This is a genomic window from Haladaptatus ordinarius (assembly GCF_054177595.1).
On sequence record NZ_JBPEHH010000011.1, the window covers coordinates 1 to 26,296 of the forward strand.

Genomic DNA, 26,296 nt, shown 5'->3' on the forward strand with positions numbered 1-26,296 from the left:
AGATACGCCGTACAGTACCGGTGACACGTCGTTGTCCCGTCTTTGGCATGCATTCGGCAGAGTTCGCCTTCCTTATCGACGTACGTGCCGTGGTAGGGGTTATCGACGAAGTCGATCGAGACGATCCTCGACCGGTCAGGGTCGAGGATCGTCATCGCCAACTCCCTGAGAAGGCGGTTAGCAACGCTCTCAAACCACTCCCGGTTGAGCGTATGTAGCCAAGCCATGACAGTATCGTCACAAGCAGCGTTCTCGTTGTCTTTGCACGTTTCCCAGACAGAGGCCTGATTGACGGCTGCAAGAATGACGACCGCCCAGATCTCGCCGGGATCGAGGGGTCGCCGTGCGTGCGCTTGATCGCCGAGAAGACGGTCTCACACATCGATCGCTGGCGGTAGCGAGGTCCATCGCTTCGCCCGTTCCGAGACCGAGGAAGACCCGCTTCGGGTGGAGTTCGGTGAGTGTCGCGAGCTGCGTCCACACCTCGTACTCCTCCTTGTGTGGTCCGAGCATGATGTGGTCGGGTGCCCAGAGGCCGTCGAGACCGACGTCGACGGCGGTGTCGACGCCGCGCATGACAGTCTCGCGTTCGACCCGCTCAACGAGTGGCGTATCGCGGTGAACGGCGTCGCCCGCGTAGCACTGGATCATTCAGTCGAACTGCATACCCCAAATGCGAGGGTGCCATATATAGTGGTTCGCCCTCGCAGGCGGCAGTGTTCAGATACGGTCTGAAGAACGAGGCGGTGGAAGTCGTAGTGACCTATGGCCAGAGTTCGCGGCCGCTTCCTCAGGGTGAAGTACCTCAGGAGCACGTCCCGAGGCACTCGCCCTGCCCAGCCTGTAGAACCCCCCGGAGAGCGTGTCTGCATCCTTGATGGTGAGCAGGTTGCAGTGGGTACGCTGGACCGACGGTTCAGTCGGATTGTCCGCTCTTGAAGTTGTTCGTCTCCTGGCCTCTCCCAGAAGTGAAATATTTCCTGAGTAAAGGTATTCCGTTTTGGGGTATTTGGCCCATGTAGTATGCCAGACGAGACGATCGGCTTTATCGGACTCGGAATTATGGGACTACCGATGTCGAAGAACCTACTCAACGCTGGGTACTCCGTTGTCGGCCACAACCGCTCGGACGGGCCGACGGAGGAACTCGCCGAATACGGCGGGACGGACGGCGGTTCGCCTGCCGGCGTCGCCGAGGCGAGCGACGTCGTCCTACTCTGTCTGCCCGATTCGCCCGACGTCGAACAGGTCGTTCTGGGTAACGAGGACGAGGACGACCCGGTCGTTGACGGGGTGAGCGAGGGCATGACACTCATCGACCACTCGACGATCTCGCCGACGGTCACCCAGTCCATCGCTGCGGATCTTAAGGAACGCGGCGTGACCATGCTCGACGCACCCATTTCGGGCGGCGAAAAGGGCGCCATCGAAGGCACGCTCTCGATCATGGTCGGCGGCGACGAAGACACGTTAAACGAGTACAGCGCCGTCTTGGACGTCATGGGCGAGACCGTCACTCACTGCGGGCCGAGCGGCACCGGCCAGACGACCAAAGCCGCGAACCAAATCGTCGTCGCCGCCCAGATGGTGGGCGTGAGCGAGGCGCTGGTGTTCGCGGAGCGGGCTGGCGCCGATTTGGAGGCGGTCGTGGACGCCATCAGCGGCGGCGCGGCCGGATGCTGGACGCTCGACAACCGCGCCCCGAACATGATTCAGGACGTCTTCGAACCAGGATTCTTCGCGAAGTATCAGTATAAGGATCTGAAGATTGCCACTGACGCCGGCGAGGCGTTCGGCGCGCCCATGCCGCAGACCGGACTCGCCCACGAACTGTACAAGACGATGCTTCAAAACGACATGGGCGAGGACGACAACTCTGGCGTGATGCAGGTGCTCCAGATGATAGCCGGGAAAGACGTCACCGGCGAATAGCGCTCGGCGCGAATCGAACGCGACGTCGATGGACCGCTTCCACGGGGTTCAGGGACAGTCGGTTTTATTGGACCTCCGGACCGACGTGTTCCTGTATGTCAAACGACTATCGAATGGTACATGTGGACGACGTCGAACCCGAACCGTCAACGGGGTCGGGAACAATGCACGTCGACCTTGTTGAGGGACTCGGGTGTACGAAGATGCGACCGAAGGTGTGGTATCTCTCGCCCGGCGACGCGATGAGCTTCCATCGCCAGACCGAACAGGAGGAGTTCTACTACGTCCTCAACGGACCGGGCCGCATCAAGATCGGCGCCGACGAGGAGATTCACGACGTTCCAACAGGGACGACGGTCCGCATCCCGCCCGAGACACCCAGACAGGTGCTCAACGACACCGACGACGAACATACCTGGCTGGTTGTCGGCGCGCCGGCGACGACCGACGACGGACGTCCCCCGTTCGACGACGCAGAGAAGTAGCCCTCGCTGACGGCCCGAACAGCCGCTTCCTTAGCTTGCTTCGCCGCTTCCGATTCTCCTTCATTGACACCGCGAGTACGAGAAGCGCCGTGGAAACCTCCAACAGACTGGAATTCGCTGGGCACACGAGAACGTTCAGCGAGTGGGCCGAAAACAGACTGGACGCTTCGAGCAGATGCTTCACACTATCTCGAACGAGCTCGTTGAGGAAGCCCTCGAAAACGACTGTACTCACATCGTATTCGAGCAACTCAAAGGCCTCCGCGAGCGCCTACCGCACGCGAAGGCAGTTCACAAGTGGGCTTTCCACCGTTTGTTTGAGTGCGTCACGTACAAGGCCGAGTCAGAGGGACTAGTCGTGAAGCAGATTAACCCGGCGTACACGAGTCAACGTTGCTCGAAGTGTGGGTTTATCCACGAAGATAATCGTCCGCACAACGGACAAGACGAGTTCGAGTGTCTGATGTGCGGATACGATGTACACGCGGATTACAACGCGGCGAAGAATATTGGCTTGAATTATCTCCGTGACCAGCAAAAGTCTGGTCGCGGAGGCGCACACGTAGGCGTGCGCTTGAACAGCGGGATGATGATGAACGTGAACGGCGAGTATTCGCCTACTGCCTTGAGCAGTTAGAACGGGAGTCCATGCTGAATGCCACGCCCTTCAGGGCGTGGTAGCTTACTCGCTTCAGCGACCGACCCGCGACCGGCACTCGGGACGTCCGCTGACGCCCAGATCCACGCGAAAGAGCGCCCCGGCGCCGTCGCCTTCTTCTTCACGGGACCTGGAGGTCAACTTGGCGGAGTCGAGCGCAGTCGCCTGGAGGAAGACCGGCGAAACGACTACGCGTCCGGTCGGACGGTCCTTCGCGCACGTATCTCGTTCTCGACGTTTTCATGGGCCTCCCGGAGGAGACGACAGCACCCAGCGACGTCGCTAAGCATCGGATACTCGGTATCCAGGTCCTGGTAGAGGTAGGCACGGAGCCCCCATTCGCTGCCGTCGTCGACGGCCGACCGGTTCTCCGCGTGAATCGTCGCTTGCCGGTCAGTTGCCACACGCTCGCACTCGGCCTCGAACTCACGTAGTCGTCGACGAATCGCCGAGAGTTCCGCCGACGCGTAGTCGTCGAGCGGCCGTGAGTTGTACTCCCGCAACGAATCGACGATGCCCTTTATGGTCTCGCGCGCCGCCCTCGCGGCCTCCATCTCCGTGTCGAGTCGCGACAAGATCCGTTCTCGCTGTTCGCGCGAGCGCCGACTCGCGTCCAACAATGCTTGCTTCAACTGCCCGGGAAACTCCCGGCTCTGGAAGAGGTTGATGACGATGTCCTGGCCGAACTCCGCCGCCATGTGTTCGAAGGGTGCTTCGTCGTACTCGGCCTCGCAGTGGGACGTCGCGAGCACTGTGTCGGCGTAGGCCCGGCAGACCGACTTCCTCTCCGACGAATGGGCGGTCCGGAGATGGTGCAGCGAGGCGACCGGTCGGCCGCCATCCGTGAGTGGCGGACGCTCATCTATCGCTGCAACCTGTTCGGTGAATTCCGTGAAGGCCTCAATCTCGGCTTCCGTACGTCGGTACTCCCTCTCGATTGCGGTGAGAGCGTTCGTACTCTTGGAGATAGTTTGATCGCCCCGCATTCGGCTTACTTCAGCAACTCCTATTTGAGGATACTTATAAATTCGTGCAGTGGTAGCAAACTACATTATTTTGCAGGAATTTCCCGTCAGAGGACATATTTGCGTTCGACGCGTTGTGAACGTCGGCGAGGCCGACAAGAAGAACGTGGTCGAATTAGAGTCTAGAGTGTCCGCGCCCGCCTCCCTCGTCGGGATTGTCAGCGACACTAGTTCTTCACCGGTGAGCGACAACGAGACGACGATGGTCGACCACGATATCGCGGTGATCGGCGGAGCCGTGGGGTGCTCCGTCGCGAAGCACCTCGTCGAGCGGACCGACCACGACGTCCGCCTCATCGAGAAGGAGTACCAACTCGCGGAACACCAGAGCGGCCGCAACTCCAGCGTCCTCTACCCTGGCTTCAACTACCCGCCGGGGTCACTCAAGACGCGCTACAGCACGGAGGGAATGCGACGGATGAAGGAGTGCTTCGCCGAGCACGACCTGCCCATCGACCCATTGGCGTCCTCATCGTCGCGACCGACAACGTCGATGTCGAGCACCTCCACGGCCTGAAGGCCCAAGTAGACGAGAACGGCGTCGAGGTAGAGATTCTCGAGAACGAAGCCGCCATCAGCAAGTATGAGCTGCACGCGGAGGGGACGGTGGCGTTTCGGTGTCCGGAGGCCGCCTCCGTCGACTCCCAGCAGTACGTCTACCAGCTTGCGGCCGACGCGAAGGCCCCGACTCGGTTCACGTACTCAACGCGGTCTCGCCCGGGCTCACCTCGTCGCTCCCGTTCGGCGAATGCATCGCCGAGACGGCGCTCGACGCCTACGAATAGCGCCACAGGTTCCGAACCTCGACAGTGGACGCCCCGCTCACCGACACAGCTCGTCGACCGCCTCGGCCGCCTCGTCGAGCGCGCGGCGTTCGGCGGCCGAGAGTTCCCACTCGACGATATCCTCGACGCCGTCCGCAGAGAGCCTGACCGGTACGGAGAGCGCTAGACCCCTGTAGCCGTACTCGCCGTCGAGCGGGACCGACAGACAGACCGGGTCGGACGGCCCGCCCTCGAGAATCGACACGACGAGTGAGGCGATACCCCGTCCGGTCACCCATCGAGACGTCTCCTCATGACCCCGGAGCTGTATGACGTCCCAGGGGACGTCCTTCACCGCTTCGGTGATCTGTTCGCGTTCGTCTGCCGAGAGCGAGACGGGTTCGCCGTCGATGGTCGCTCGGGAAAAGACGGGAATCATGTGTTCGCCGTGTTCGCCCAACGTTGGACAGGATACCTTGGCGGGCGCGACGCCGGCCCGACGGGCGAGCTGGTCGGCCAGCCGTGCGGTCTCTGAGAGCGAGTACCCGATGCAGTAGCGGCGGTCCCACCCGAGTGCGCGATAGAGACGGTAGTTGATGGGATCGAGCGGGTTCGTTACCGTCACAACCGGACGTGGTTCGACTTCTCCGACCCACGAGCCGATATCCGCGACCATCTCGCTGTTGCGCTCGAGGAAGGCGAGTCGCCCGCCCCGTCCCGCGGTGTCCTCAGGACGCGGCACGCTCGCGGCTACTACGATGCAGTCGGCGTCCTCAACGGCCTCTGGGCCCGGTTCCGCCGATCGAACGGTACCGCTACCGGTGTCGGAGAACCCGACACCCGCGCGATGGGCGGCGTGTCCGAGTGCGGTGCGCATGTCGAGGGCGTGGCCCGTCGCCTCGTCATCGGCGACGTCGACGAGGGTCACGTCGATTGTCGGTTCGAGCACCGAAAGAGTGTACGCGGTCGTCGCGCCGATGGTCCCGGCACCGCCGATGATCGCTACTTCCATGTGAAATGCTATCGCGGGTCGCTACTAATTCTATTGACCGCCTACGCAATACGCCGGTGCATCAGGATTTAAATAGTAATCCCTGTCGGGCGATTCGCTCGCTGAACGCGGTCGGCGACCAGTCGGTCTGCACCGGCGCGGTGCGCACGCCCGCGAGCGAGGACGCGACCGGAGTCGGTTCATTCGAAGGCGCCGGTCTCGAACCCGCCGTCGACCGTGAGCATCGCCCCCGTCGTGTACGGGGCGGCGTCGCTGGCGAGGTAGACCGCCGCACCGGCGACATCCTTGGGGGTGCCGATTCGCCCTGCCGCCGCACGCTCGGTGATTCGCCGGTAGCGATAGGTGTCCTCGGCGTAGGCGTCGGCCGTCTGCTCGGTCTCGATGAAGCCGGGGCGGATGGCGTTCACGCGGACGTCGGGGGCGAGTTCCCGGGCCGCGGTCCGGGTGAACGCTTCCACGCCGCCCTTCGCGGTCGAATAGGCGACCAGGTCGCGCATCGTCGTGTGCGACGAGAGCGACGCGATGTTGATGATGCTCCCCGCTGCCATCCGCTCCGCGAACACCTGGGTGGCCCGAAAGACGCCGGTGAGCTGAACGTCAAGGACGTGACGCCACTCCGCCTCCGATAGCTCGCGCAACCCGGCGCGTGCGATGGCACTCGGGGAGTTGACGAGTACGTCGACGCCGCCGAAATCCTCGAATGCGGCGTCCCGGAGCGCGAGGAGGGAGTCGCGGTCGGTGACGTCGCAGGTGGCCTCAACCGTCTCGCCGCCCAGGTCGCGGAGTTCCTCGGCGGTCTCCGCGACGCGTTCAGGTGTCCGACTCGTGGCGACCACGTCCGCACCGTCAGCGGCGAACGCCCGCGCGATGCCCCTGCCGATGCCGCTCGTCCCGCCGATGACGACCGCAGTCTTGCCGGTCACGGCGACCGGTGTGTGCTCGAACTCGTCCACGGCGTAGCAAACCGACCCCGACGCCTTAGCTCTTCGTGCAGGCCTGCACTCGGCTCGGGGTCAGCCACCACCGATGCGCCCGGTCGTGCTCCAATCTTGCGGATTCCGTAAAATTTCTCTCTTCTCGGTGGAACCTCCGTTTATGGCTGCTGACTCGCTCGTCTCCGTCTTCGTTTCGGCGATTCTACCGACGCTCTCGCTCGCGGTTGTCGGGTACGTGCTCGGGACGGTGCGGGACGTCGGCGTCGACCAACTCAACACGGTCACCATTTACGTGTTCGTCCCGGCGCTCATCTTCCACAGCCTCGGCTGTCGACGAGCGATTCGGCCTCCGCCACCGAGTCTATCATCGGCACCATTACGCCTGCGACGCCGGTATCCAGCACGCGCTTGACGGGGACGGGGTCGTTGTCGGGGATGCGGACGAGCGGTTCGGTCGGCCCGTCGACCGCCTCGATGGCGTGGACCATGTCCTGGACGGTCGCGAGCGACGTCGTCGTGTGCTCGAGGTCTATCATCGCGAAGTCGAAGCCGAGCTTGGCGGTGAGTTCGGCGACGGACGGGTGACCGATGGAGAGTCAGTTGCCGACGACGGGGTCGAATCGGGCGAACCGCTCTTTCAGCGCAGCCATCAGACAACGACCTCCGAGCCCTCGACCAGGTGCTCCGTGGCCACGTCCGGGTCGATCTCGATACCGAGTCCCGGCCCCTCCGGCAGGTCGATGTGGCCGTCGGCGAGGACTGGTCCGCTCTCGCCCGTTCGACGCACGAGGTCGTCCCACCATGGCACCTCCCGGGCGTGGTACTCCATCGCGACGAAGTTCGGTATCGCGGCGGCGGTGTGAGCGCCGGCGACCGTCCCGACGGGGCTGGCGACGTTGTGCGCGGCGATGGGCACGCCGTAGAGGTCACAGACGGTCGCGATGCGCACGAACTCGCTCAGGCCGCCGCACTTGCAGACGTCGGGGGCGGCGATGTCCATCGCGCCGGCCCTCGCCGCGTCGTTGAACTGCGAGGCCGTCACGAGGTTCTCGCCCGTCAGGACGGGAGTTGCTATCTGGTCGGCCACGCGGCGACTCGCGTCCGTCTTCTCGGGCGGCACGGGGTCCTCCAGCCACGCCAGGTCGAACCGGTCGAGTTTCCGCCCAAGGCGACTCGCGGTCTCGACCGTGAAGTTCCAGTGGAGGTCCATCCCGAGGTCGACGTCGTCGCCGACCTCGTCGCGGACGGCCTCGACGAGCGACACCTTGTGTGCGACGGCCTCGTTGTCGAGTCGACGCGCCGCCGTGTCGACGTGCTGGGTAGTCGGCACGTCGAGGTCGAACTTTAGCGCCGTAAACCCCTCGTCGACCACCTCGCGTGCGGCCCGAGCGTACGACTCCGGGGTGTAGACCTCGCGGGGGTCGACCTCGCCCGCCTCGGTCTGTCCGAGGGGCTCGCCGCCGTGGGTGTCACAGTAGAGTCGGACCCTGTCGCGGTACTTCCCGCCGAGGAGTTCGTAGACGGGGACGCCGAGCACCTTCCCCTTGACGTCGAGGCACGCCATCTCGACCCCGTTGAACGCCGCCTGTCCGATGCGCCCGCTCCCCGTGTAGCTCTGGTCGAGGAGCGCTCGGATGCGGTCGGTGTCGAGCGGGTTCTCGCCCACGAGGTCGCCCGCGAGCCCCTCAACGAACTCCATGAGCCCGTCTGGGGCGCGGTAAGTCTCGCCGATGCCGTGGACGCCCGCGTCGGTCTCCATCTTCACGATGCCCCAGGTGAAGTTGCCCGCGAGTCGCATCGTCCGGACGTCGGTTATCTCGATGTCCCGCTCCGGCGGTCGGTTGGCTTCGGTCATCGAGAGGTCGCGCCACGGCACGCCGCCGCCCTGCGGAATGCGGTACTTAGGGTGTTCCTCCTGTGTCATCCCTCGATGGTCGTCATACGTTACCAATAAGCGTTGTGTCTGTGGACAGATTTCGACGACCGCGTCTCTGCCTCCCGTCGCTGTTCCGCGACCGGTCGCCGATCCCCACCGTCGGAACTGTTCGGTTGGAAACACTCTTAGCCCCCGTCTCCGTTGGATGGCATGTGGCACCAACCATCACGCGAATCGAGAGCACGGAGTTCAGCTATCCGGTCGAAGACGTCGGGTACGGCGAGAGCGGCTTCAGCCTCGTCTACGAACCCGGGGGCAAGATCGAGCGGAAACTGTTCGGCCTGAAGATCCACACCGACGAGGGGATCACCGGCGAGTACGTCGGCGGGAACTCGCCCGCGTTCGCCCAGATTCACATGTTCGCCGATCACCTCGTGGGGAAGAACCCGCTTAAGCGCGAGAAGCACTGGAGCGAGGTCAAGCGTGCGCTCCGGAAGTACGACCGAATGGGCATCGGTCCCATCGACATCGCGTTGTGGGACTTTGCCGGCAAGTACTACGACGCCCCCATCCACGAACTGCTGGGTACCTACCGCGAACGCTTCCCTGCGTATGCCTCGACGTACCAGGGCGACCGGAGCGGCGGGCTGGACTCCCCGGAGGCGTACGCCGAATTCGCCGAGGACTGCCTGGAGATGGGGTACCCGGGGTACAAGATTCACGACTGGGGCGGCGAATGGACGGACGTGAAGAAGACCGTCGCGACGGTCCACGCGGTGGGCGAACGCGTCGGCGACGAGATGGACCTCATGATAGACCCCGCCTGCGAGCTGGAGACGTGGGCCGACGCCCTCAAAGTCGGGAGGGCCTGCGACGAGCAGGGGTTCTTCTGGTACGAGGACCCGTTCCGCGACGCGGGCATCAGCCAGCACGCCCATCGGAAACTAGCCCAGAAACTCGACACGCCCATCCTGCAGACCGAACACATCCGTGGACTAGAGTCGCATACCGACTTCGTCGCCAACGATGCAACTGATTTCGTGCGGGCGGACCCCGAGTACGACGCCGGCATCACGGGGGCAATGAAGGTGGCCCGTGCCGCCGAATCCTTCGGTCTGGACGTCGAGTTCCACGCGCCCGGACCGGCCCAGCGCCACTGCATCGCCGCCACCCGGAACGCCAACTACTACGAGATGGCCCTCGTTGGCCCGAAGTGCCAGAACACCACGCCACCCGTCTACCTCGGCGACTACGCCGACCACCTGGACTCCATCGACGCGGACGGGACGGTTCCCGTACCGGACGGCCCGGGACTGGGCGTCGAGTACGACTGGGACTACATCCAGGAGAACCGTCTGGGCGGCCGCGTCTACGAGTAGCAAGACCGAGCGGCCCCGGCCGGGTTGGGAGTCCTCAGTCGCACCCCGTCGGGGGACCCGCGCATATTAGAAGACGTACTCGGGACCGGACTGGTACTCGAAGCGCTCCCGGACGTCGTCGCGGAGCGTGAACCCGAGGCCGGGCCGGTCGGGCGCGTGGACCCGGCCGTCGCGGATGTCGAACTCCTCCTCGAACAACTCGAACAGCATCGGCATGTGCGCCATACTCACCTCGAGGATGTGGCCGTTGGCTATCGCCATCGCGGCGTGGATGCTTGCCGCGAAGAGGACGCCGCTTCCCCAGGCGTGCGGTGCGACCCGCAGCCCCCGTGCGGAGGCCATCGCGGCGATACGCATGGTCTCGGTGATGCCGCCGGCGCGCGCCAGGTCGGGCTGGGCGACGTCCAGCGCGTCGTGGTCGAACAGCGACCGGAAGTCGAAGCGAGTGAACTCGCGCTCGCCGGTCGCAATGGGTATCTCGGTCGCCTCGCGCACTCGCGCCAACCCGGCGTGGTCGTCGGGCGAGACGGGTTCCTCGAACCACGAGAGGTCGAACTCCTCGAGGTGGCGGGCGAGTCGAATCGCGGTCGAGACGTCGAGCGAGCCGTGGGCGTCGACCATGAGGTCGGCGTCGCCGACGCCGCGGCGGGCCGCCTCGACCCGCGTCACGGTGTTCTCGATGGCGAACCCGTCCCCGCCGACCACCCGCATCTTCGCGGCGTCGAACCCCTGCTCGACGTAGCCGTGGAGTTCGGCCTCCGCTTCCTCGCCCGGCGCCCAGCCGCCGCTGGCGTAGGCCTGAATCGAATCTCGGACGGCGCCGAGGAGCTTGTAGACCGGCTGGTCGAGCAGCTTCCCCTTGAGGTCCCAGAGCGCGATGTCGATCCCCGAGATGGCCTCGAGGGTGACGCCGCGCCGGTCCTCGCGGGGCTGAGAGTAGCCGCGTTCGAGCGACGGCTTCCACCGCGAACCGGCGTACATCTTCTCCCAGAGCCGGCCGGTGTAGAGGGGGTCCTCGCCGACCAGCAGCGGTGCAAGCTCGTTCTCGACGACCGCCTTCACGACAGGGGGATTACCGAGCGAGGCGCCGATTCCGGTGTGGTCGTCGGTCTCGACGAATACGAGCGCCGCGTCGCTTTTCACCTTGGTGCCGAGGTCGGTTCGATGCTGCTTCTCCTCCGGAACGGGATCCGAGAGCGGGACGACTCTGACGTCCGTTATCTCCATCGTCCGACCATCGTGCTACGGTACCAAATGGCTAACGGAGAGATGGACCTGATCCACGACCCTGTCTGCGAGTGCGAGACGTGGGGCGACGCGCTGACGGTCGGGAAGGCCTGCGACGAACAGAGGTACCTCTGGTACGCCAGGCCCTCCCGCGACGGAGGGACGTCGATGCACGCCCACCGCAAACTCGCCGAACGGCTAGAGACGCCGCTCCTGGGGAGTTGGTCCGCGGGCTAGAACTCCCCACCGACCTGATGGCCCAGGACGTGATGGACCTCGTGCGGACGGACCCGGAGTGGGATGGCGGCATCACCGGCGCGATGACGATCGTCTGCGCTGCTGCGAGCTTCGGACTCGACGTCGAGTTCCACCTCGCCGGACCGGCCCAGCGCTACTGCATGGCCGCGACGCGCAACACCAACTACTACGAACTCGGACTGGCCACCCGGGTTGCGAAACGCCGCACGCCGAGGTGCCGGTCTACGAGGGCGGATACACCGACGCGATGGACGCTGTCAGCGTTGACGGCACCTTCCCGGTGCCGGACGGCCCAGGACTGGGCGTCGAGTACGACTGGGACTACATCCAGGCCAACTGCCTCGACGGCGGCGTCTACGGGTAGTGCGGCCACGAAACTCTCCCGACGCACGAGGTTTTAGATGGTAGGAACACGTGGCACGGCCATGGAAATCACGGACGTGGTGGTGCACACGCTCTCGCTGTCGGACGTCGCGGCGGCGAAGGCCGACGGGTCCCAGGACGCGGCCGTCATCGAGGTGGAGACCGACGAGGGGATTACGGGTATCGGAGAGGCCGACTCCTCGCCAGCGGTGGTCGACGCAGTCGTGAACGCGCCGGCGTCCCACGACAAGGCGTCGGGACTGCGGGAGGTCGTCGTCGGCCGCGACCCCTTCGACGCGGAGGTACTGTGGAATGAGATGTACGACCGGACCTACTACTACGGCCGGAAGGGCGCGGCCCTCACGGCGATGAGCGGCATCGATACGGCGCTCTGGGACGTCATGGGGAAGACACTCGACAGACCGGTGTACCAGCTCCTCGGCGGCAAGCACCGCGACTCGGTCCGGGCGTACGCCAGCACGCTCTTCCCCGAGGACCCCGCGGACACCGCCGCGGTCCGACGGAAGGCCGAGCGGGCGCTCGACGAGGGATTCACGGCCGTCAAGTACGGCTGGGGCGGCTTCGGGCGTGACCGAGCGCGCGACCGCGATCTGGTCAGCGCGGCCCGCAAGGCCCTAGGGCCGGACGTCGACCTCATGGTGGACGCGGGCATGACCTGGCGTGACGACGTGAAGGGCGCGGTCAAGGCTGTGAACGAACTCGACGAGGCGAACGACCTGTTCTGGGTCGAGGAGCCGGTCTACGCCGACAATCTCGACGGCTACGCACGCATCGGCGACGCCTGTCGAACCCGCGTCGTCGGCGGCGAGGAGGAGTACGCGAGCTACGGCTTCGGCGAGTTTCTCCGCCGGGCACGTCCCGATGGCGTCCAACCGGACGTCGCCCGGTCGGGCGGCCTCACTCACCTCTCGAAGATCGCGACGCTCGCGGCCGAGCGCGGTGTCCCGGTCTATCCCCACGGGTACAGCACCGAACTCGTCGTCGCGGCCAACCTGCAGTTCGTCGCGGCCACCCGGAACGCGCCGCTGTTGGAGTACTGCGTCGAGGATTCGCCGCTCCGCTGGGAACTGGTCGAGGAGTCGTTCCCGGTCGAGGACGGCCGCGTACGGATACCAGACCGCCCCGGCCTCGGCGTGACGCTCGACCGCGACGCCGTCGAGCGCTACCGGTCAGACCCCCTCGATTGAGCGGCCGGTCGAGGCGTCAGTCGGCGACGAGCGCGCGGTCGACCGCCTCCGCGATCTCCGTCTCGGCCTTCTCGTCGAGTTCGACGAGCGGTGGTCGAACCGATGCGGTCTCCAGCCAGCCGCGCGACGCGACCGCCGCCTTGGTCGCAGGCGCGAAGCCGTGGGTCACGCACTGCTGGAAGAGCGGCGCGATGCGTTCAGCGCCGATCTCCCGTGCCCGCTCGAGATCACCCGCGGCCACCGCGTCGTGCGCCGCGACGAACGTCTCCGGAATGGCGTTCGAGAGTGCGTTGATGCCGCCCGTGGCGCCCATGAGCGTCGCGGAGACGAGGTGGCTGTCGAACCCCTGGAACAGGTCGAAGTCCTCGGGCGCGCGCGATACCACGTCGAGGACGTAGTTGAAGTCGCCGCTCGAGTCCTTCAGTCCGCGGACGTTCTCGTGGTGCCCGACATGCTCGACGGTGGCCGGCGCTATCTCCTGGCCGGTGCACGAGGGGATGTTGTAGAGGTAGACCGGAAGCGCCGCGTCGTCGGCGACGGCCGTGAGGAACGCCTCGTTGCCTGCCGGGTCGTTCGCGCCGTGGAAGTACGGGAGCACGACGAGCGCGGCGTCGGCGCCCGCGTCCGCCGCCGTCTCGATGCGGTCGAGCGTCCCCGGAACGGTCGTGTCGGCGGTGCCCGCCATCACCGGTACGTCGGCGGCGGCGTCGATAGTCGTCCGTAGCACGGTCCGGTACTCCTCGTCGGTCAGGCTGGCGAACTCGCCGGTCGTCCCCGCCGGGACGAGGCCGTCCATGCCGGCGTCCTCCAGTCGCTCGACCAGCGCCGCGAGCGCGGACTCGTCCACGCCACCGTCAGAGAAGGGGGTGACGAGGGGGCACAGCACGCCCTCGAACTCGGCTGCTTCGTGTCTCGACATAGGGAAGCAGACCCGTGCCAGCGAGTTAATTCTTGTCGGTGGTCCCCATTCTTGCCAGCGGCCGCACGGCGCGTCGGGTCAGCCGTCGACGAACCGTTCGAACGTGTGGCCGACCTGCAGTGCGCGCCGGTCCTCCCCGCGCCCCGTGATGAACTGGATGCCGACGGGCAGCCCGTCGGCGGTCCCGGCCGGGACCGAGATGGCTGGGACGCCGGCGAGGTCTGCGGGCCGTGTGTTGACAGCGAGCGGGACGGAGAGCGCGTTCTCGTCGTCGTAGCTGTGCGGCTTCCACGCCCCGACTTCGGGTGCGATCACCGGCATCGTCGGCGAGACGAGTGCGTCCACGCCGTCAAGAGCCCGGTCGAACTCCGTCCGGATGCGGTCGCAAGCCGTCCGGGCCCGAACGTACTGGCGGCCGCCGTACCGGTCGAGGAGGTGGACGCCGAGAATCACCTTCGTCTTGACGACGTCGCCGAACAGGTGTCCGTTGCCCCGGACGGCCGCGGCCGCTGCGTCGTACCACTGCAGGTCGAAGGGACCGCGTCGCTCGATGGGCGCGAGCGCCCGGTCGAACGCGGCGGCCAGTTCCGCGTTCGTGATGGCGTTCCAGACGGGGACCGCGTCAGTGAGCGTCGGAATCGAGACGGTCGTGACGTCCGCGCCCGCCGACGTTAGCGCGTCGAGGCGCGCCTCGAAGACATCGCGGACGCCGTCCGAGACGTGGTCCGCCACCAGTTCCTCCGGCACGCCGAGCGAGAGGTTGCCGACGGCGGGTACGTCGGATAGCGCTGCCGCCGTCCGGCCGATGTCGATGCTCTCGGCGACGGCGGAGCTCGGGTCCCGCGGGTCAGAACCGGCGATGACGTCGAAAATGCGCGCCGCGGTCTCGACGTCTCGGGCCAGCGGTCCGACGTGGTCGAGCGTGTACGCGAGGTCGACGAACCCGGTGCGGGGGACGACCCCCCACGTCGGTTTGAAGCCGACCACCCCACAGAAGGAGGCAGGGATGCGCACGCTCCCGCCGGTGTCGGACCCGAGCGCCGCGTCGACCTCGCCCGCGGCCACGATCGCCGCGCTTCCAGACGAGGAACCGCCGGCAACGCGATCCACGTCGTTCGGATTCGTGACCGGGCCGAAACCGCTCGTCTCGCTTGTCGGCCCGTAGGCCATCTCGTCCATGTTCGTCTTCCCGGTCAGGGTCGCGCCGGCGTCGAGCAGTCTGTCGACGACCGCGGCGTTCTCGGCCGGAACCGCGGCCGCCAGCGCCTGCGACCCGCAGGTCATCGGGACGCCCGCGACGGCCAGGTTGTCCTTGACCGCCACGCGGAGGTCCGCGAGGTCGTCGCCCGCATCCGGGGACACCGCCTCGAACGCCGTCACGTAGGCGTTGTGCGGGTCCCGGTCGGGTCCGGGATCGCGGACGACGTCCGAGAGTTCGAACGCCGTCGCCGTTCGGATCGTCGAGACGTGGTCGAGTACGTCGTACCCCGACAGTTCCTCGTGGACGGCGTCGGCGTACGCCGCCTGCTCCGCCTCGGGGACCGCGAGTCCCAGTCGCTCGCCGAGTTCGGCGAGCCGTCGCTCGGACGGCCGCGGGAACGGGACGGTCATGCCGCCCTCCATTCATGGTAGTAGATCCCGGCCGGAATCGAGTTGTGTGCTACCATGCGTCTCTCCACACGTCACGGGGTCAAAAAACGTAGCGTGTGAACGCATGACGGCGCCGCGGACGACTGCCGGCGGATCCGGACCCGATGTCGTCGCACCGACCCTCGCGTTCAGTCCTCGACCATTGGCGGGTTGGAGACGCTGAGCGCGTCGCCGTCGGCCACGGAGTCGGCCTCCTCGACGTGCGCGCCGTCACGCATCACGACCAGTTCGCTCCCGCGCCGGCGCTCGAACTCGGGGTGGGCGTCCGTGAGCGCGTCGAGCGCATCCCCGACCGTAGCGCCGTCCGCGACGACGACCGCGACCGCTTTCCGCCCAGTCGCCGCCCGCGCAGCGCCGTAGCACTTGATGGTCACCTGCACGCGTCCCCGTTCCGGCCGCTGCCGGAAGGCGTTTTCGGCGGGGGTGCGGGGAGTGACTTCCGTCGGGAGATACAAGGCGAGCGCCCGCCAAGCCAAGGTATGGAAGTCGAGGTGCACCTCTTCGGCCCCTACCGCGAGGCCGTGGGCGAGAAGACCGTCCGCCGCGAACTGCCAGACGAGTCGACGGTCGCGGACCTCTTTCGCGACCTGGCGGCCGATACCCCGGACCTCTCCGGGCGGGTCCTCACCGACGGGGACGATATCTCGAACTCAGTGACGGTGACGAAGAACGGCAAGCATGTATCGCTGTTCGACGGCGCGGAGACGGAGTTGTCGGACGGGGACGTGATACGAGCGGCGCCCCCGGTCCACGGCGGCTGACAGGCCACGCGAAGCGGGCCGAGTGCTCCTGGGTCAGTCCGCCTGCGCGTACTCGGCGACCGTCTCGTCCGGGACGGTGCCGTCGTCGTTCCACCCACGGAGCTCGTAGTACTCGTCCAGCGCGGCCTCGATGCCGGGCAAGTCGTAGGGGAGCGTGTCGTCCTCGCGATTCTTCCCGCGCTTGTTGTTGAAGTGGCGCTCCAGTTCGACCACGCGGCTCCCAACGGCGAGCAAGTCCTCGTAGTCGCAACCGAACAGTATCTCGTGTTGCTCCTCGTTGATGAGGCCCGTCCCGCCGGCGAACGCGCAGACGATGCCGCTGTCGCGGAATGCGGCGTGGTCCTCGCGCCGGCGGACGATCTCCGGCTTGCCGTCGAGGCCCTCGGGGTCGACCTCACCGGAGTACTCCACGCGCAGCGTCGTCGAGTACATGTGGTCACCGCCGCGGTTGGCCACCGCGTAGGAGAGCCCCTGGCCGTGAAGGACGCGGCCATCGTGCGCGGCGAACTCCATGTTCTTGACCGTGTAGTCGCGCACGCCCAGATCGTCGGCGAAGCGCGCGATGCCCTCGGCCAGCGTGTCGCCGACCCCCTCGCGGTGGGCTATCTTCTCGACCAGTTCGTGGATCAGTTTCGCGTTCCCGAACTCGTCGTTCGCAGCGAGGTAGGCGGCGACCGCGTTGCCCGCGCTGATGGTGTCCAGCCCGTAAATGTCGCAGAGTTCGTTCGACTTCATCACGTCCACGACGTCGTCGACCTCGCAGTTCGAGCCGAACGAGAACACCGTCTCGAACTCCGGACCCTCGGTCTCGATTCCGCGCTCCTCGTCGCGGGTGGGGAGCTTGCAGGCGAACGCGCAGGCCGAGCAGGCCGCCTTCTTGTACTTCTTCTCCTCGACTGCGTCGCCGCCGATCTTGTCGGCGTGCTCGAAGTGGTACTCCTCGAAGTACCGCGTGGGCAGCGAGAAGTTGTCGTTGATGAACTCCGTGCCCTGGGTCGTGCCCTGCCGGCGCATCATGTCGTCGGAGGTGGCGGCGTTGCGGTGGATCTCCGACTGGGCGTCCTCGTCCAACTCGATGTCGGGCGGCGAGTCGCCCTCGAAGGTCACGCACTTGACGTTCTTCGACCCGAGGACCGCGCCGAGACCGCCGCGACCGAACGCCCGACTGTCGTAGGTCATCACGCAGGCGTACCGGACGAGGTTCTCGCCCGCGGGGCCGACTGTGATGAGGTTGTCGGCGCCAAGGTCATGGCGTTCGTTCATGTACTCCGTGACCTCGGGTACCTCCGCGCCCTCGAGGTCCGGTACTTCCTCGAACTCGATACCCTCGTCCGCGACGTGTATCGCGAGCAGTTCGTCGCTCTCGCCAGTTATTTCTACGACGCTGTAGCCCGTGTCGGCGAAGTTCCGCGAGAGGTAACCGCCGGCATTCGTCGAGAGGAGGCCGTCGGTGAGCGGCGAGAGGCTAGTCATGTTCATCCGGCCGGTGAAGCTCATACGGGACATCTGGAGTGGGCCCGTCGACAGGTAGGCACGGTTCTCCGGGCTAAGAGGGGTCGCGCCGAACGGGATGCGGTCGTGAGCGAGCTTCGTCGCGACGCCGCGGCCGCCGATGAACGCCGCCAGTTCGTCCTCAATGTCGGTCTCAGTCGTCTCCCGCGCACTCACATTGATGGTGAGAAGCGGGCCTTCGGCGTGTAGCATACAAGTGTGAATGTTTAGCAATCCAAATAAAAATACGGATTGTATACGTTCGCTCTCATGACACACCGAACGCATCCCGGAGCGCGGACGCGGTCTCCGCCCGGGCCTCCTCCGCCCTATCCAGCTCGGGAAACGCGACGAAGGCGTGGAAAACGTCGTCGTACTCCGAGTACGAGACAGGAACATCCGCGTCGGCCAACCGGTCGGCGTAGGCGCGTCCGTCGTCGCGGAGCGGGTCGACACCGGCAGTTATCACCGTCGCCGGAGCCGTCCCCGAGAGGTCACGCGCCGCCAACGGTGAGGCGTAGGGATGGCGGCCATCTATCGCCCGGTCGAGATACTGGTCCCAGTACCACTCCATGGCCGCCTGCGAGAGCACGAGGTCGTCGGCGTGTTCGAGGTAAGAGTTGGTGTCGAACGCGTGGTCGGTCACGGGGTAGAACAGCACCTGGTGAACCGGTTCGGGACCGTCGCCGTCGCGGGCCATCAGCGCGGTCACTGCGGCCAGGTTCCCGCCCGCGCTGTCGCCCGCGACCGCGATACGGCCGGGGTCGCCGCCGAGGCTCGCGACGTGATCGGCGGTCCACTCGAAGGCGCCGTGGGCGTCGACGGCCGCAGCCGGAAAGGGATGTTCCGGCGCTCGCCTGTAGCCCACCGAGAGAGTCAGGCAGCCGACCCGCCGCGTCAGGTCCCGGCAGAGTTCGTCGTGCGTGTCCAGGTCGCCCCGCACCCAGCCGCCGCCGTGGAAGTACACCAGCACCGGGTGCGGGCCCTCGTCGCCGGGTTCGTAGACGCGAATCGGGAGGGCGCCGTCGGGGCCGGCGATCTCAAGGTCGCGGACTTCGCCGCCTACGTCCGGGGACTCTTCGCGGACGAAACGCTCGCGGCTCGCGGCCCGAACGGCGGCCGGCGAGAGTGCGTCGACCGGCGGTACCCGCTCGGCGGCGAAGTCCTCGAGCAGCGATTCGGCCTGTGGATGGAGCGTCGGGGGCATCGGTACGTATCTCTAGCCGCGGTCACATGAACGCTTTGGACGTTCCCACTGGCGCGAAAGACCTTTGCCCTCGCGTCAGAAATACGGTGGGCAATGGTACCAACGTTCACGGGATACCGCCGGGAGAACGGACGCATCGGCGTCCGGAACCACGTCGCGGTTATCCCGACCTCAGTGGCGGCGAGCAGCGTCGCGAGTCACATCGCCGACCGAGCGGGCGCGTGGGCGCACGCCACACCACATCAGATGGGGACGTCCCAACAGGGGCCGACCCGGCGACAGACCGAGCGCGTCCTCGTCGGCATCGGGCGCAATCCGAACGTCGGAGCGGCCCTCGTGGTTGAACTCGGCACCGAGGACACCGACGCTGACGACATCGCCGACCGAATCGCGGCCACCGGCAAGGCCGTCGAGGCGCTCGCCATCCGAGACGCCGGCGGGACCCGGCAGGCCCTCAACGCGGGGACGTCGCTGGTCGATGAGCTGAACGAGGAGGCCAAGACCGCCCGAAAGGAGGGGGCTGACGCAAGCGAACTCGTCTTCGCTGCGGAGTGCGGCGGCAGCGACGCCACGTCCGGCATCGCCGCGAATCCGGCCGTCGGAAACGCCTGCGACCGCCTCGTCGAGGACGGCGGCACCGCGTCTTTCAGCGAGACGCCCGAGTTCATCGGCGCCGAGCACATCCTCGCAGAGCGGTGCACCGACGACGAGGTGCGCGAGCGCCTGCTCGAACGCGTCGACCAGCGCGAGGCCCAGGCCGACATGATGGGCGTCGACCTCCGCGGCGCGCAGCCAACCCCCGGCAACCAGGAGGGCGGCCTGACGACCATCGAGGAGAAGAGCCTCGGCGCCATCGCAAAGGGCGGGACCACGCCCGTGCGCGGCATCGTCGAGTACGCCGAGGAACTTCCCGTCAGCAGCGGCCTCGTCCTGATGGACACGCCGGGATATGACATCGAGTCCGTTGTGGCCAAGGTCGCCGGCGGCGCGCAGGTCGTCGCGTTCACCACCGGCCGGGGCAGTACGACGGGCAACCCCATCGCGCCCGTCATCAAGGTCACCGGGAACCCGAAGACGTGGGAGCGGATGTCGAACAACATGGACGTGAACGCCAGCACCGTCATCGACGGCGACCCGCTGGAGAACGTCGGGAAACGCGTCTACGACGAACTGCTCGCCGTCGCCGATGGCAAACGCACCGAGGCCGAGAAGCGCGGCCTCGAGGAGTTCGCGGTCAACGAGATTCAGCCGAAAGAACTCGCGGAGGTGGCCGAATGAAGGGCATCGTCCTCGACGACGCGGCCCTGCTCATGACGGAGTCCGACAACGTCGCGACGGCGCTCGACGATCTGGCGGCGGGTCGGACCATCGAGTACGATGGTGACGACGTCACGCTAGTCGAAGACGTACCGTTCGGCCACAAACTCGCGCTCGCGGAACTCGCAGCGGGCGAGGAGGTCCGGAAGTATGGCGAGATCATCGGTCGGACGACGCGGGACGTCGAGCCCGGCGAGTGGGTCCATACGCACAACTGCGAGAGCACACGCGGCCGCGGCGACCTCGCGGCCGAGGAGGGGACGGCATGACGGCCGACGCCGCCACCGAGGGGACTGACCCGGCGGAGCACGCCGACCTCGGCGAGGAGACGTTCACCGGGTACCGCCGTTCGGACGGCCGACTCGGCGTTCGCAACCGCATCCTCGTGCTCCCGTCGGTCATCTGCTCGCACCTGGTCGCCGAGGAGATCGCCGACCGCGCCAACCGCGCGGTCGCCGCCCCGCACGACCACGGTTGCGCCCAACTCGGCGCGGACAACGAACAGACGAAGGAGACGTTCCTCGGCGTCGGCGCGAACCCGAACGTCGCGGGAACCGTCGTCGTCGGACTCGGCTGCGAACACGTCCAAAGCGACGCTGTCGCTGCCGAAATCGCCGACCGTGACCTCCCGGTCCGGGAGGTCGCCATCCAGGACGCCGGCGGGACCGAGGCCTGCATCGAACAGGGCGTCAGGGCCGTTTCGGAACTCGGCGACCACGTCGAGGCCGCCGCGAGGACGCCGTCGTCGTTCGGCGACCTGACCGTCGGCATCGTGAGCGGCGACCTCGGCGACTCCACCGTAGCCGAGTCCGACCCGCTCGTCGGTGAGTTCGCCCGCGCCGTCGCCGAGGCCGGGGGCCGGGTCGTCGCAGCCGGAAACGAGCGGTTCGCCGCCCATCCCGAGGCGACGCGCGCGGCCGCTGACGAGGACGCGACGTCGGACGTCGACGCGCTCCTCGAACGCCACCGGAACCTCCCGGCGCGGGCCACGCGCGTGCACACGAGGGCCGTCAAGCGCGGCTTCGAGGACAGCACCCGCTTTTGCGGCGGCCTGCCGATTCGCGACGTCGTCCCGTACGGGGAGGTGGCAACCCACAACCGCGGACTCGCCGTGGTCGACGCCCCGTCGCGCTTCGAGGAGGCGGCGACCGGCCTCGCGGCGGCCGGCGCGCAGGTCGTCCTCCACGTCACCGGCGAGGGCGTTCCGACGGGCCACCCGGTCGTGCCAGTCGTGAAGCTATCCGCTGACGAGGGGACGCTCGCGGCGTTGCCGGACGACATCGACGTCGACGCGACGACCGCCACCGCGGCCGACCTGACCGAGCGCGTGCTCGCCGTCGCGAACGGCGAGCGGACCTGCACCGAGCGCCACGGCATCACGGAGTTCGCCATCACACGCGTCGGCCCCTCGATGTAACCACCCTGCGCCGGGACCTTCCGAGACCGGCGCGAACCGCCCCGAGCGTTCAGATACCTCCGCAATCCAAATCCTTTTGGACGCACCGATGAACCTTCAGACGACATGCGCAGAGTACGCTTTAGAGACCCCGCCGGGAGCGTCCGGCGTGGCGAGTGGACTGACGACGCCATCACGTTCGCCGACCGCACCTACGACCCCAATGAGGTCACCGTGCTTCCGCCGACCAACCCCTCGAAGATCGTCTGCGTTGGACTCAACTACGAGGACCACGCAGCGGAGTCCGGCATGGAGGTTCCGGACCGCCCGCTGCTGTTCCTGAAACCACCGAACACGCTCGCCGCCCACGGCGACGCGGTCCCGCTGCTGCCCGGCAAGGACGAAATCGAGTACGAGGCCGAACTCGCAGTCATCATCGGCGAACAGTGCCGGAACGTCGCCGCTGAGGACGCCTACGACGTCGTCGAGGGCTTCACGTGCGCGAACGACGTCTCGAACCGCGACGACCAGATGGTTGAGCAGAACTGGGTCCGCGGCAAGGCCTTCGACAACGCCTGCCCGCTCGGTCCGGTCGTCGTGCCCCCGGAGGACGTCCCCGAAGACGCGTCCATCCGCCTCCGGCACAACGGCGAGGCCGTCCAGGATTCCTCGCGCGCCGAGTTCATATTCTCGGTCCCCGAACTCGTCGAGGAGATAACGACCTACATGACCCTCGAAGCGGGCGACGTGATTCTCACCGGGACGCCGGCCGGCGTGGGCCCGCTCGCCGACGGCGATACCACGTCCGTCGAGATCGAGGGCGTCGGCGCACTCGAGAACGAGTTCACGGCCGAGTGAGAATCGGTCGGGTAGCGTCTCCCCCAGATGACGCGCTGGTCGACCTCGTGGCGAGGCCGACATGCCTGCCAGCGGCCGCCACGAGGCCGCCAGCGCGACCCAATCTATTTGTACGCAGTCCCAGATGTTCAGTGTGATGCAGTCCCAAACGCTCGTCATGGACGAGTCCGGAGATATCGACGTACAGACGGTCGACGTTCCGGACATCGGCCCCGGAGAACTGCTCGTGCGCGTCGAACTGACCGGAATCTGCGGCTCGGACGTTCACATGCGGGAGGGCGGACTCGATCTCGAGTTCCCCGTCGTTCCCGGCCACGAACTTGCGGGCGTCGTCGAGGCGGTCGGCGAGGGCGTCACGACCGACTCCGCCGGCAATCGTGTCGAACCGAGCGACGGCGTTACCGTCGTCCCCGGCATCAACGTCGTCGACGACTGGTATACGGACCACGTCCCGGCCCACCCGCTCGCGTGCACCGAGCGGAAGGTGTACGGCTTCCGCGGCGTCGAGGACGAACCCCACGTCCACGGCGGGATGAGCGAGTACTTCGTCATCGAGGAGGACGCCCACTTCTTCCGCCTGCCCGACGACCTCGACGTCGAACTCGGCGCGCTCGTCGAACCGCTCTCCGTGGCCACCCACGCCTTCGATCTCTCCTACCAGCCGGGCGTCCCTTGGATTCGCGAGGGATTCGGCATCGGGCAGTCCGTCGCCGTCCAGGGCGCCGGCCCCATCGGGATACTCGCCGCCGCGGCCGCGAAGCACGCCGGCGCCGGCCAGGTCATCTCCATCGACATGGTCGACGAACGCCTCGACCTGGCAGAGCAGTTCGGCGCGACCCACACCGTCGACATCAGCGACCACGGTGACGACTTCGTGGACGCCGTCGAGGACCTGACGCCGAGCGGCGACGGACCGGACGTCGTCATCGAGGCAGTGGGTCACCCCAGTGCATTCGAGCAGGCGATAGACATCTCGCGGAAGGCCGGGACCGTCGTCGAAGTGGGCCACTACGCCTACAACGGCGAGGCCGAGGTCGACCCGTCCCAGCTCATCCACAAGGAGCTGTCCATCCGCGGGAGCCTGGCCTACCCGCCCAACCAGTTCGAGACGGCCATCTCGCTGCTCGAACAGACGGCCGATGACCTCCCCTACCGAAAACTGTTCAACCACCGCGTCGGCCTTGACGACGCCGAGTCGGCCTACGAGGCCCAGGCCTCCGGGGAGGCCTACCGCGCGACCATCCACCCGAATCGCTGACCCGTCGGACCGCTGACGCGCCCCCGCCTTTATTTACTAACCGTACGACGGTACACCCGCATGCCGCCGGAAATCACCCGGATAGAGAGCATCGAGTTTAGCTACGAACTGGAGGACGTCGGAACGGACCGCCATGGCTTCAATCTCGTCTACGACGCCGGCGAGACGACCGAGCGGAAGCTGTTCGGCCTGAAGATTCACACCGACGAGGGGATCACCGGCGAGTACGTCGGCGGGAACTCGCCCGCGGCTGCCCAGTACAACATCATCGCGGACTACCTCGTCGGAGAGAACCCGCTTAAGCGCGAGAAGCACTGGAGCGAGGTCAAGCGTGCGCTCCGGAAGTACGACCGAATGGGCATCGGGCCCATCGACATCGCGTTGTGGGACTTCGCCGGCAAGTACTACGACGCCCCCATCCACGAACTGCTAGGCACCTACCGCGAACGCGTCCCCGCGTACGCCTCGACGTACCACGGTGATGATAACGGCGGTCTCGATTCGCCGGGAGCGTTCGCCGACTTCGCCGAGGAATGTCGTGATATGGGATACAACGGTTTCAAAATCCACGGCTGGGGCGGCGGCGACGAGCAGCGTGAACTCCAGCGGGAAATCGACGCCGTCCATGCCGTCGGCGAACGCGTGGGCGACGAGATGGACCTGATGCACGACCCGGCTTGCGAACTCGAGACGTTCGCCGACGCACTCCAACTCGGGAAGGCACTCGACGAACAGGGGTTCTTCTGGTACGAAGATCCGTTCCGTGACGGTGGAATCTCGATGCACGCCCACCGGAAGCTTTCGCAGCGACTCGACACGCCCGTCCTCCAGACCGAGCACGTCCGCGGCCTCGAACTCAAGTCCGACTTCGCCGCGAGCGAGTCGACGGACTTCGTGCGGGCGGACCCGGAGTACGACGCCGGCATCACCGGCGCGATGAAGGTCGCGCACGTCGCCGAGGGCTTCGGCATCGACGTCGAGTTCCACGCGCCCGGACCGGCCCAGCGCCACTGTATCGCGGCGACGCGCAACACCAACTACTATGAACTCGCGCTCGTCCACCCGCACTGTCAGAACACCCAGCCGCCGGTGTACAAGGACGGCTACTCCGACATGCTCGACGCCATCGACGACGACGGGATGGTCAAGGTCCCCGACGATCCCGGTCTCGGCGTCGAGTACGACTGGGACTTCATTGAGGCCAACGCGACCGGCAGCGTCCACGTCTACGAGTAATCGGAACGCGGACAGCGTTCAGAGGCGGTCGCGCAGGTCGGCAACCACGTCCACCGTGTCGGCGTCGCCGCCAAGATCGGGGGTACGCGGCGCCGTCTCGTCCGCCAACTGCGCCGCCACGGCGTCCCAGAGGGCGGTGGCGGCGGCGTCCTCTCCGAGGTCCTCAAGGAGCATCGACCCCGAGAGGACCGTCGCGAGTGGATTTGCAACGCCCTGCCCGGTAATGTCGGGGGCGGAGCCGTGGACCGGCTCGAACATCGAGGGGTAGACCGGGTCGGGGTTGACGTTCGACGACGGCGCGAGACCCATGCTGCCCGAAACGATGGCGCCGATGTCGGTGAGGATGTCGCCGAACAGGTTCGACGCGACAAGCACGTCGAACTCGTCGGGCCGGCGGATGAGGTCCATCGACGCCGCGTCGACCAGCAGACGTTCGGTCTCCACGTCGGGGTACTCCTCGCTCACCTCGTCGACGACGTCGTCCCAGAGGACCATCCCGTACGCTTGGGCGTTCGACTTGGTGACGTTCGTGAGCTTCCGGTTGCGCTCGGTCGCCGCCTCGAAGGCCGCCCGGACGATACGCTCGACGCCCGTCCGGGTGAACACAGCTGACTGGACGGCTACCTCGTTGTCGAATCCGCCGTGCTCACGCCCGCCGATGTCCGCGTACTCGCCCTCGGTGTTCTCGCGGTAGACGACGAAGTCGATGTCACCGGCGCCGTAGCCACGGAGCGGGCTCGTGACCCCCTCGAAGAGCACCGAGGGGCGCTTGCAGATGTACTGGTCGAACGTTTTTCGGATGGGCAACATCAGCCCGCGGAGCGTGACGTGGTCGGGCACGTCGGGGTGGCCGACGGCGCCGAGCAGGATGGCGTCATGGACCGCGAGTTCGTCGGTGCCGTCGTCTGGCATCATTTCGCCGTGCTTGAGGTAGTACTCGGTTCCCCAGTCGAACTCCGTGAACCGCAGGTCGAACCCGAACTCGTCGGCGGCGTCCTCGAGGAGGGGCCGGACCGCGTCGACGACTTCGGGACCGATACCGTCGCCCGGAATGACCGCTACGTCGTGCGTCATGCCAGTA

General features: G+C 66.6%; 25 protein-coding genes and 4 pseudogenes. 15 read left to right on the top strand and 14 right to left on the bottom strand.

Features of this window, described 5'->3' with window-relative positions:
• Both ACR3FF_RS06065 and ACR3FF_RS06070 read right to left on the bottom strand, forming a co-directional pair.
• Window positions 1-338: pseudogene (locus ACR3FF_RS06065) on the bottom strand (ISH3 family transposase); the annotation flags it as partial.
• Window positions 338-421, bottom strand: a pseudogene (locus ACR3FF_RS06070) (IS5/IS1182 family transposase); the annotation flags it as partial. The pseudogenes ACR3FF_RS06070 and ACR3FF_RS06065, both read right to left, overlap by 1 nt.
• A 602-nt stretch (window positions 422-1,023) precedes the next feature.
• Here ACR3FF_RS06070 and ACR3FF_RS06075 point away from each other — a divergent pair.
• The 3 genes and pseudogenes from ACR3FF_RS06075 to ACR3FF_RS06085 all read left to right on the top strand — a co-directional run.
• Complete coding sequence (locus tag ACR3FF_RS06075; protein WP_458186953.1) at window positions 1,024-1,932, top strand: NAD(P)-dependent oxidoreductase; 909 nt, start codon at window positions 1,024-1,026, stop codon at window positions 1,930-1,932.
• 95 nt (window positions 1,933-2,027) lie between these two features.
• Entirely contained in the window at window positions 2,028-2,417 is a 390-nt protein-coding gene (locus ACR3FF_RS06080) for a cupin domain-containing protein (RefSeq protein WP_458186955.1), read from the top strand.
• Window positions 2,418-2,484: 67 nt separating this feature from the next.
• Window positions 2,485-3,054 (top strand): annotated as a pseudogene (locus ACR3FF_RS06085) (RNA-guided endonuclease InsQ/TnpB family protein); the annotation flags it as partial.
• 209 nt (window positions 3,055-3,263) lie between these two features.
• Here ACR3FF_RS06085 and ACR3FF_RS06090 read toward each other — a convergent pair.
• Window positions 3,264-4,061, bottom strand: a complete 798-nt coding sequence (locus ACR3FF_RS06090) for a DUF7260 family protein (protein WP_458186957.1) — start codon at window positions 4,059-4,061, stop codon at window positions 3,264-3,266.
• 115 nt (window positions 4,062-4,176) lie between these two features.
• Here ACR3FF_RS06090 and ACR3FF_RS06095 point away from each other — a divergent pair, with 115 nt between their 5' ends.
• Entirely contained in the window at window positions 4,177-4,617 is a 441-nt protein-coding gene (locus ACR3FF_RS06095; protein WP_458186958.1) for an FAD-dependent oxidoreductase, read from the top strand.
• Window positions 4,618-4,717: 100 nt separating this feature from the next.
• On the top strand, window positions 4,718-4,885 hold the full coding sequence (locus ACR3FF_RS06100; protein ID WP_458186960.1) for a hypothetical protein: 168 nt from the start codon (window positions 4,718-4,720) through the stop codon (window positions 4,883-4,885).
• 37 nt (window positions 4,886-4,922) lie between these two features.
• Here the strand turns inward: ACR3FF_RS06100 and ACR3FF_RS06105 are convergent, their stop codons facing one another.
• From ACR3FF_RS06105 to ACR3FF_RS06120, 4 genes are all read right to left on the bottom strand, one after another.
• The gene (locus ACR3FF_RS06105; protein WP_458186961.1) at window positions 4,923-5,876 is read right to left on the bottom strand and encodes a malate dehydrogenase; all 954 of its coding nucleotides are present in this window, start codon (window positions 5,874-5,876) and stop codon (window positions 4,923-4,925) included.
• 179 nt (window positions 5,877-6,055) lie between these two features.
• The gene (locus ACR3FF_RS06110) at window positions 6,056-6,829 is read right to left on the bottom strand and encodes an SDR family NAD(P)-dependent oxidoreductase (RefSeq protein ID WP_458186963.1); all 774 of its coding nucleotides are present in this window, start codon (window positions 6,827-6,829) and stop codon (window positions 6,056-6,058) included.
• Window positions 6,830-7,119: 290 nt separating this feature from the next.
• Complete coding sequence (locus ACR3FF_RS06115; RefSeq protein ID WP_458187061.1) at window positions 7,120-7,401, bottom strand: aldolase/citrate lyase family protein; 282 nt, start codon at window positions 7,399-7,401, stop codon at window positions 7,120-7,122.
• Between the two features lie 59 nt (window positions 7,402-7,460).
• Window positions 7,461-8,735, bottom strand: a complete 1,275-nt coding sequence (locus ACR3FF_RS06120) for a mandelate racemase/muconate lactonizing enzyme family protein (RefSeq protein WP_458186965.1) — start codon at window positions 8,733-8,735, stop codon at window positions 7,461-7,463.
• A gap of 164 nt (window positions 8,736-8,899) precedes the next feature.
• Here ACR3FF_RS06120 and ACR3FF_RS06125 point away from each other — a divergent pair, with 164 nt between their 5' ends.
• Window positions 8,900-10,066 carry an enolase C-terminal domain-like protein gene (locus ACR3FF_RS06125; RefSeq protein WP_458186967.1) on the top strand — a complete coding sequence of 389 codons (1,167 nt, stop codon included), beginning with the start codon at window positions 8,900-8,902 and terminating at the stop codon, window positions 10,064-10,066.
• A 66-nt stretch (window positions 10,067-10,132) separates the two neighbouring features.
• Here ACR3FF_RS06125 and ACR3FF_RS06130 read toward each other — a convergent pair whose 3' ends face one another.
• Window positions 10,133-11,293: a mandelate racemase/muconate lactonizing enzyme family protein gene (locus tag ACR3FF_RS06130; RefSeq protein WP_458186968.1), complete on the bottom strand. Its 1,161-nt coding sequence runs from the start codon at window positions 11,291-11,293 to the stop codon at window positions 10,133-10,135.
• Window positions 11,294-11,332: 39 nt separating this feature from the next.
• Between ACR3FF_RS06130 and ACR3FF_RS06135 the strand changes: the two are divergent.
• A pseudogene (locus tag ACR3FF_RS06135) lies at window positions 11,333-11,915 on the top strand (enolase C-terminal domain-like protein); the annotation flags it as partial.
• A gap of 37 nt (window positions 11,916-11,952) precedes the next feature.
• Window positions 11,953-13,122, top strand: coding sequence for a mandelate racemase/muconate lactonizing enzyme family protein (locus ACR3FF_RS06140; RefSeq protein ID WP_458186970.1), 1,170 nt, complete (start codon window positions 11,953-11,955; stop codon window positions 13,120-13,122).
• A gap of 16 nt (window positions 13,123-13,138) precedes the next feature.
• On the opposite strand, the gene ACR3FF_RS06145 is transcribed toward ACR3FF_RS06140, so the two are convergent.
• The 3 genes from ACR3FF_RS06145 to ACR3FF_RS06155 all read right to left on the bottom strand — a co-directional run bounded on the left by ACR3FF_RS06145 (window position 13,139) and on the right by ACR3FF_RS06155 (window position 16,167).
• A complete protein-coding gene (locus ACR3FF_RS06145; RefSeq protein ID WP_458186972.1) occupies window positions 13,139-14,041 on the bottom strand; it encodes a dihydrodipicolinate synthase family protein in 903 nt (300 codons plus the stop codon).
• 78 nt (window positions 14,042-14,119) lie between these two features.
• Complete coding sequence (locus ACR3FF_RS06150) at window positions 14,120-15,652, bottom strand: amidase (protein WP_458186974.1); 1,533 nt, start codon at window positions 15,650-15,652, stop codon at window positions 14,120-14,122.
• A 167-nt stretch (window positions 15,653-15,819) separates the two neighbouring features.
• On the bottom strand, window positions 15,820-16,167 hold the full coding sequence (locus ACR3FF_RS06155) for a MoaD/ThiS family protein (protein ID WP_458186976.1): 348 nt from the start codon (window positions 16,165-16,167) through the stop codon (window positions 15,820-15,822).
• Between the two features lie 3 nt (window positions 16,168-16,170).
• Between ACR3FF_RS06155 and ACR3FF_RS06160 the strand changes: the two genes are divergently transcribed.
• Window positions 16,171-16,452 carry a ubiquitin-like small modifier protein 1 gene (locus ACR3FF_RS06160; RefSeq protein WP_458186977.1) on the top strand — a complete coding sequence of 94 codons (282 nt, stop codon included), beginning with the start codon at window positions 16,171-16,173 and terminating at the stop codon, window positions 16,450-16,452.
• A gap of 33 nt (window positions 16,453-16,485) precedes the next feature.
• Here ACR3FF_RS06160 and ACR3FF_RS06165 read toward each other — a convergent pair whose 3' ends face one another.
• Window positions 16,486-18,156, bottom strand: a complete 1,671-nt coding sequence (locus ACR3FF_RS06165) for an aldehyde ferredoxin oxidoreductase family protein (protein WP_458186978.1) — start codon at window positions 18,154-18,156, stop codon at window positions 16,486-16,488.
• 55 nt (window positions 18,157-18,211) lie between these two features.
• The gene (locus tag ACR3FF_RS06170; RefSeq protein WP_458186980.1) at window positions 18,212-19,150 is read right to left on the bottom strand and encodes an alpha/beta hydrolase; all 939 of its coding nucleotides are present in this window, start codon (window positions 19,148-19,150) and stop codon (window positions 18,212-18,214) included.
• Between the two features lie 93 nt (window positions 19,151-19,243).
• Here ACR3FF_RS06170 and ACR3FF_RS06175 point away from each other — a divergent pair, with 93 nt between their 5' ends.
• The 6 genes from ACR3FF_RS06175 to ACR3FF_RS06200 all read left to right on the top strand — a co-directional run bounded on the left by ACR3FF_RS06175 (window position 19,244) and on the right by ACR3FF_RS06200 (window position 25,215).
• A complete protein-coding gene (locus tag ACR3FF_RS06175) occupies window positions 19,244-20,428 on the top strand; it encodes a UxaA family hydrolase (RefSeq protein ID WP_458186982.1) in 1,185 nt (394 codons plus the stop codon).
• Window positions 20,425-20,736, top strand: coding sequence for a UxaA family hydrolase (locus ACR3FF_RS06180; protein WP_458186984.1), 312 nt, complete (start codon window positions 20,425-20,427; stop codon window positions 20,734-20,736). Before ACR3FF_RS06175 ends, ACR3FF_RS06180 begins: the two co-directional genes overlap by 4 nt.
• A complete protein-coding gene (locus ACR3FF_RS06185) occupies window positions 20,733-21,884 on the top strand; it encodes a UxaA family hydrolase (RefSeq protein ID WP_458186986.1) in 1,152 nt (383 codons plus the stop codon). Before ACR3FF_RS06180 ends, ACR3FF_RS06185 begins: the two co-directional genes overlap by 4 nt.
• A gap of 105 nt (window positions 21,885-21,989) precedes the next feature.
• Window positions 21,990-22,721 carry a fumarylacetoacetate hydrolase family protein gene (locus tag ACR3FF_RS06190; protein ID WP_458186988.1) on the top strand — a complete coding sequence of 244 codons (732 nt, stop codon included), beginning with the start codon at window positions 21,990-21,992 and terminating at the stop codon, window positions 22,719-22,721.
• 61 nt (window positions 22,722-22,782) lie between these two features.
• Window positions 22,783-23,979 carry a zinc-dependent alcohol dehydrogenase gene (locus ACR3FF_RS06195; RefSeq protein WP_458186990.1) on the top strand — a complete coding sequence of 399 codons (1,197 nt, stop codon included), beginning with the start codon at window positions 22,783-22,785 and terminating at the stop codon, window positions 23,977-23,979.
• A 60-nt stretch (window positions 23,980-24,039) separates the two neighbouring features.
• Window positions 24,040-25,215, top strand: coding sequence for a mandelate racemase family protein (locus ACR3FF_RS06200; RefSeq protein ID WP_458186992.1), 1,176 nt, complete (start codon window positions 24,040-24,042; stop codon window positions 25,213-25,215).
• 18 nt (window positions 25,216-25,233) lie between these two features.
• Here the strand turns inward: ACR3FF_RS06200 and ACR3FF_RS06205 are convergent, their stop codons facing one another.
• Window positions 25,234-26,289 carry a 3-isopropylmalate dehydrogenase gene (locus tag ACR3FF_RS06205; RefSeq protein ID WP_458186993.1) on the bottom strand — a complete coding sequence of 352 codons (1,056 nt, stop codon included), beginning with the start codon at window positions 26,287-26,289 and terminating at the stop codon, window positions 25,234-25,236.
• Between the last annotated feature and the right edge of the window lie 7 nt (window positions 26,290-26,296).

Coding starts and splice junctions, on each gene's coding strand:
- ACR3FF_RS06075 (WP_458186953.1), top strand. CDS start 1,024: ATGCCAGACGAGACGATCGGCTTTATCGGACTCGGAATTATGGGACTA.
- ACR3FF_RS06080 (WP_458186955.1), top strand. CDS start 2,028: ATGTCAAACGACTATCGAATGGTACATGTGGACGACGTCGAACCCGAA.
- ACR3FF_RS06090 (WP_458186957.1), bottom strand. CDS start 4,061: ATGCGGGGCGATCAAACTATCTCCAAGAGTACGAACGCTCTCACCGCA.
- ACR3FF_RS06105 (WP_458186961.1), bottom strand. CDS start 5,876: ATGGAAGTAGCGATCATCGGCGGTGCCGGGACCATCGGCGCGACGACC.
- ACR3FF_RS06120 (WP_458186965.1), bottom strand. CDS start 8,735: ATGACACAGGAGGAACACCCTAAGTACCGCATTCCGCAGGGCGGCGGC.
- ACR3FF_RS06130 (WP_458186968.1), bottom strand. CDS start 11,293: ATGGAGATAACGGACGTCAGAGTCGTCCCGCTCTCGGATCCCGTTCCG.
- ACR3FF_RS06140 (WP_458186970.1), top strand. CDS start 11,953: ATGGTAGGAACACGTGGCACGGCCATGGAAATCACGGACGTGGTGGTG.
- ACR3FF_RS06145 (WP_458186972.1), bottom strand. CDS start 14,041: ATGTCGAGACACGAAGCAGCCGAGTTCGAGGGCGTGCTGTGCCCCCTC.
- ACR3FF_RS06150 (WP_458186974.1), bottom strand. CDS start 15,652: ATGACCGTCCCGTTCCCGCGGCCGTCCGAGCGACGGCTCGCCGAACTC.
- ACR3FF_RS06160 (WP_458186977.1), top strand. CDS start 16,171: ATGGAAGTCGAGGTGCACCTCTTCGGCCCCTACCGCGAGGCCGTGGGC.
- ACR3FF_RS06165 (WP_458186978.1), bottom strand. CDS start 18,156: ATGCTACACGCCGAAGGCCCGCTTCTCACCATCAATGTGAGTGCGCGG.
- ACR3FF_RS06170 (WP_458186980.1), bottom strand. CDS start 19,150: ATGCCCCCGACGCTCCATCCACAGGCCGAATCGCTGCTCGAGGACTTC.
- ACR3FF_RS06175 (WP_458186982.1), top strand. CDS start 19,244: ATGGTACCAACGTTCACGGGATACCGCCGGGAGAACGGACGCATCGGC.
- ACR3FF_RS06180 (WP_458186984.1), top strand. CDS start 20,425: ATGAAGGGCATCGTCCTCGACGACGCGGCCCTGCTCATGACGGAGTCC.
- ACR3FF_RS06185 (WP_458186986.1), top strand. CDS start 20,733: ATGACGGCCGACGCCGCCACCGAGGGGACTGACCCGGCGGAGCACGCC.
- ACR3FF_RS06190 (WP_458186988.1), top strand. CDS start 21,990: ATGCGCAGAGTACGCTTTAGAGACCCCGCCGGGAGCGTCCGGCGTGGC.
- ACR3FF_RS06195 (WP_458186990.1), top strand. CDS start 22,783: ATGCCTGCCAGCGGCCGCCACGAGGCCGCCAGCGCGACCCAATCTATT.
- ACR3FF_RS06200 (WP_458186992.1), top strand. CDS start 24,040: ATGCCGCCGGAAATCACCCGGATAGAGAGCATCGAGTTTAGCTACGAA.
- ACR3FF_RS06205 (WP_458186993.1), bottom strand. CDS start 26,289: ATGACGCACGACGTAGCGGTCATTCCGGGCGACGGTATCGGTCCCGAA.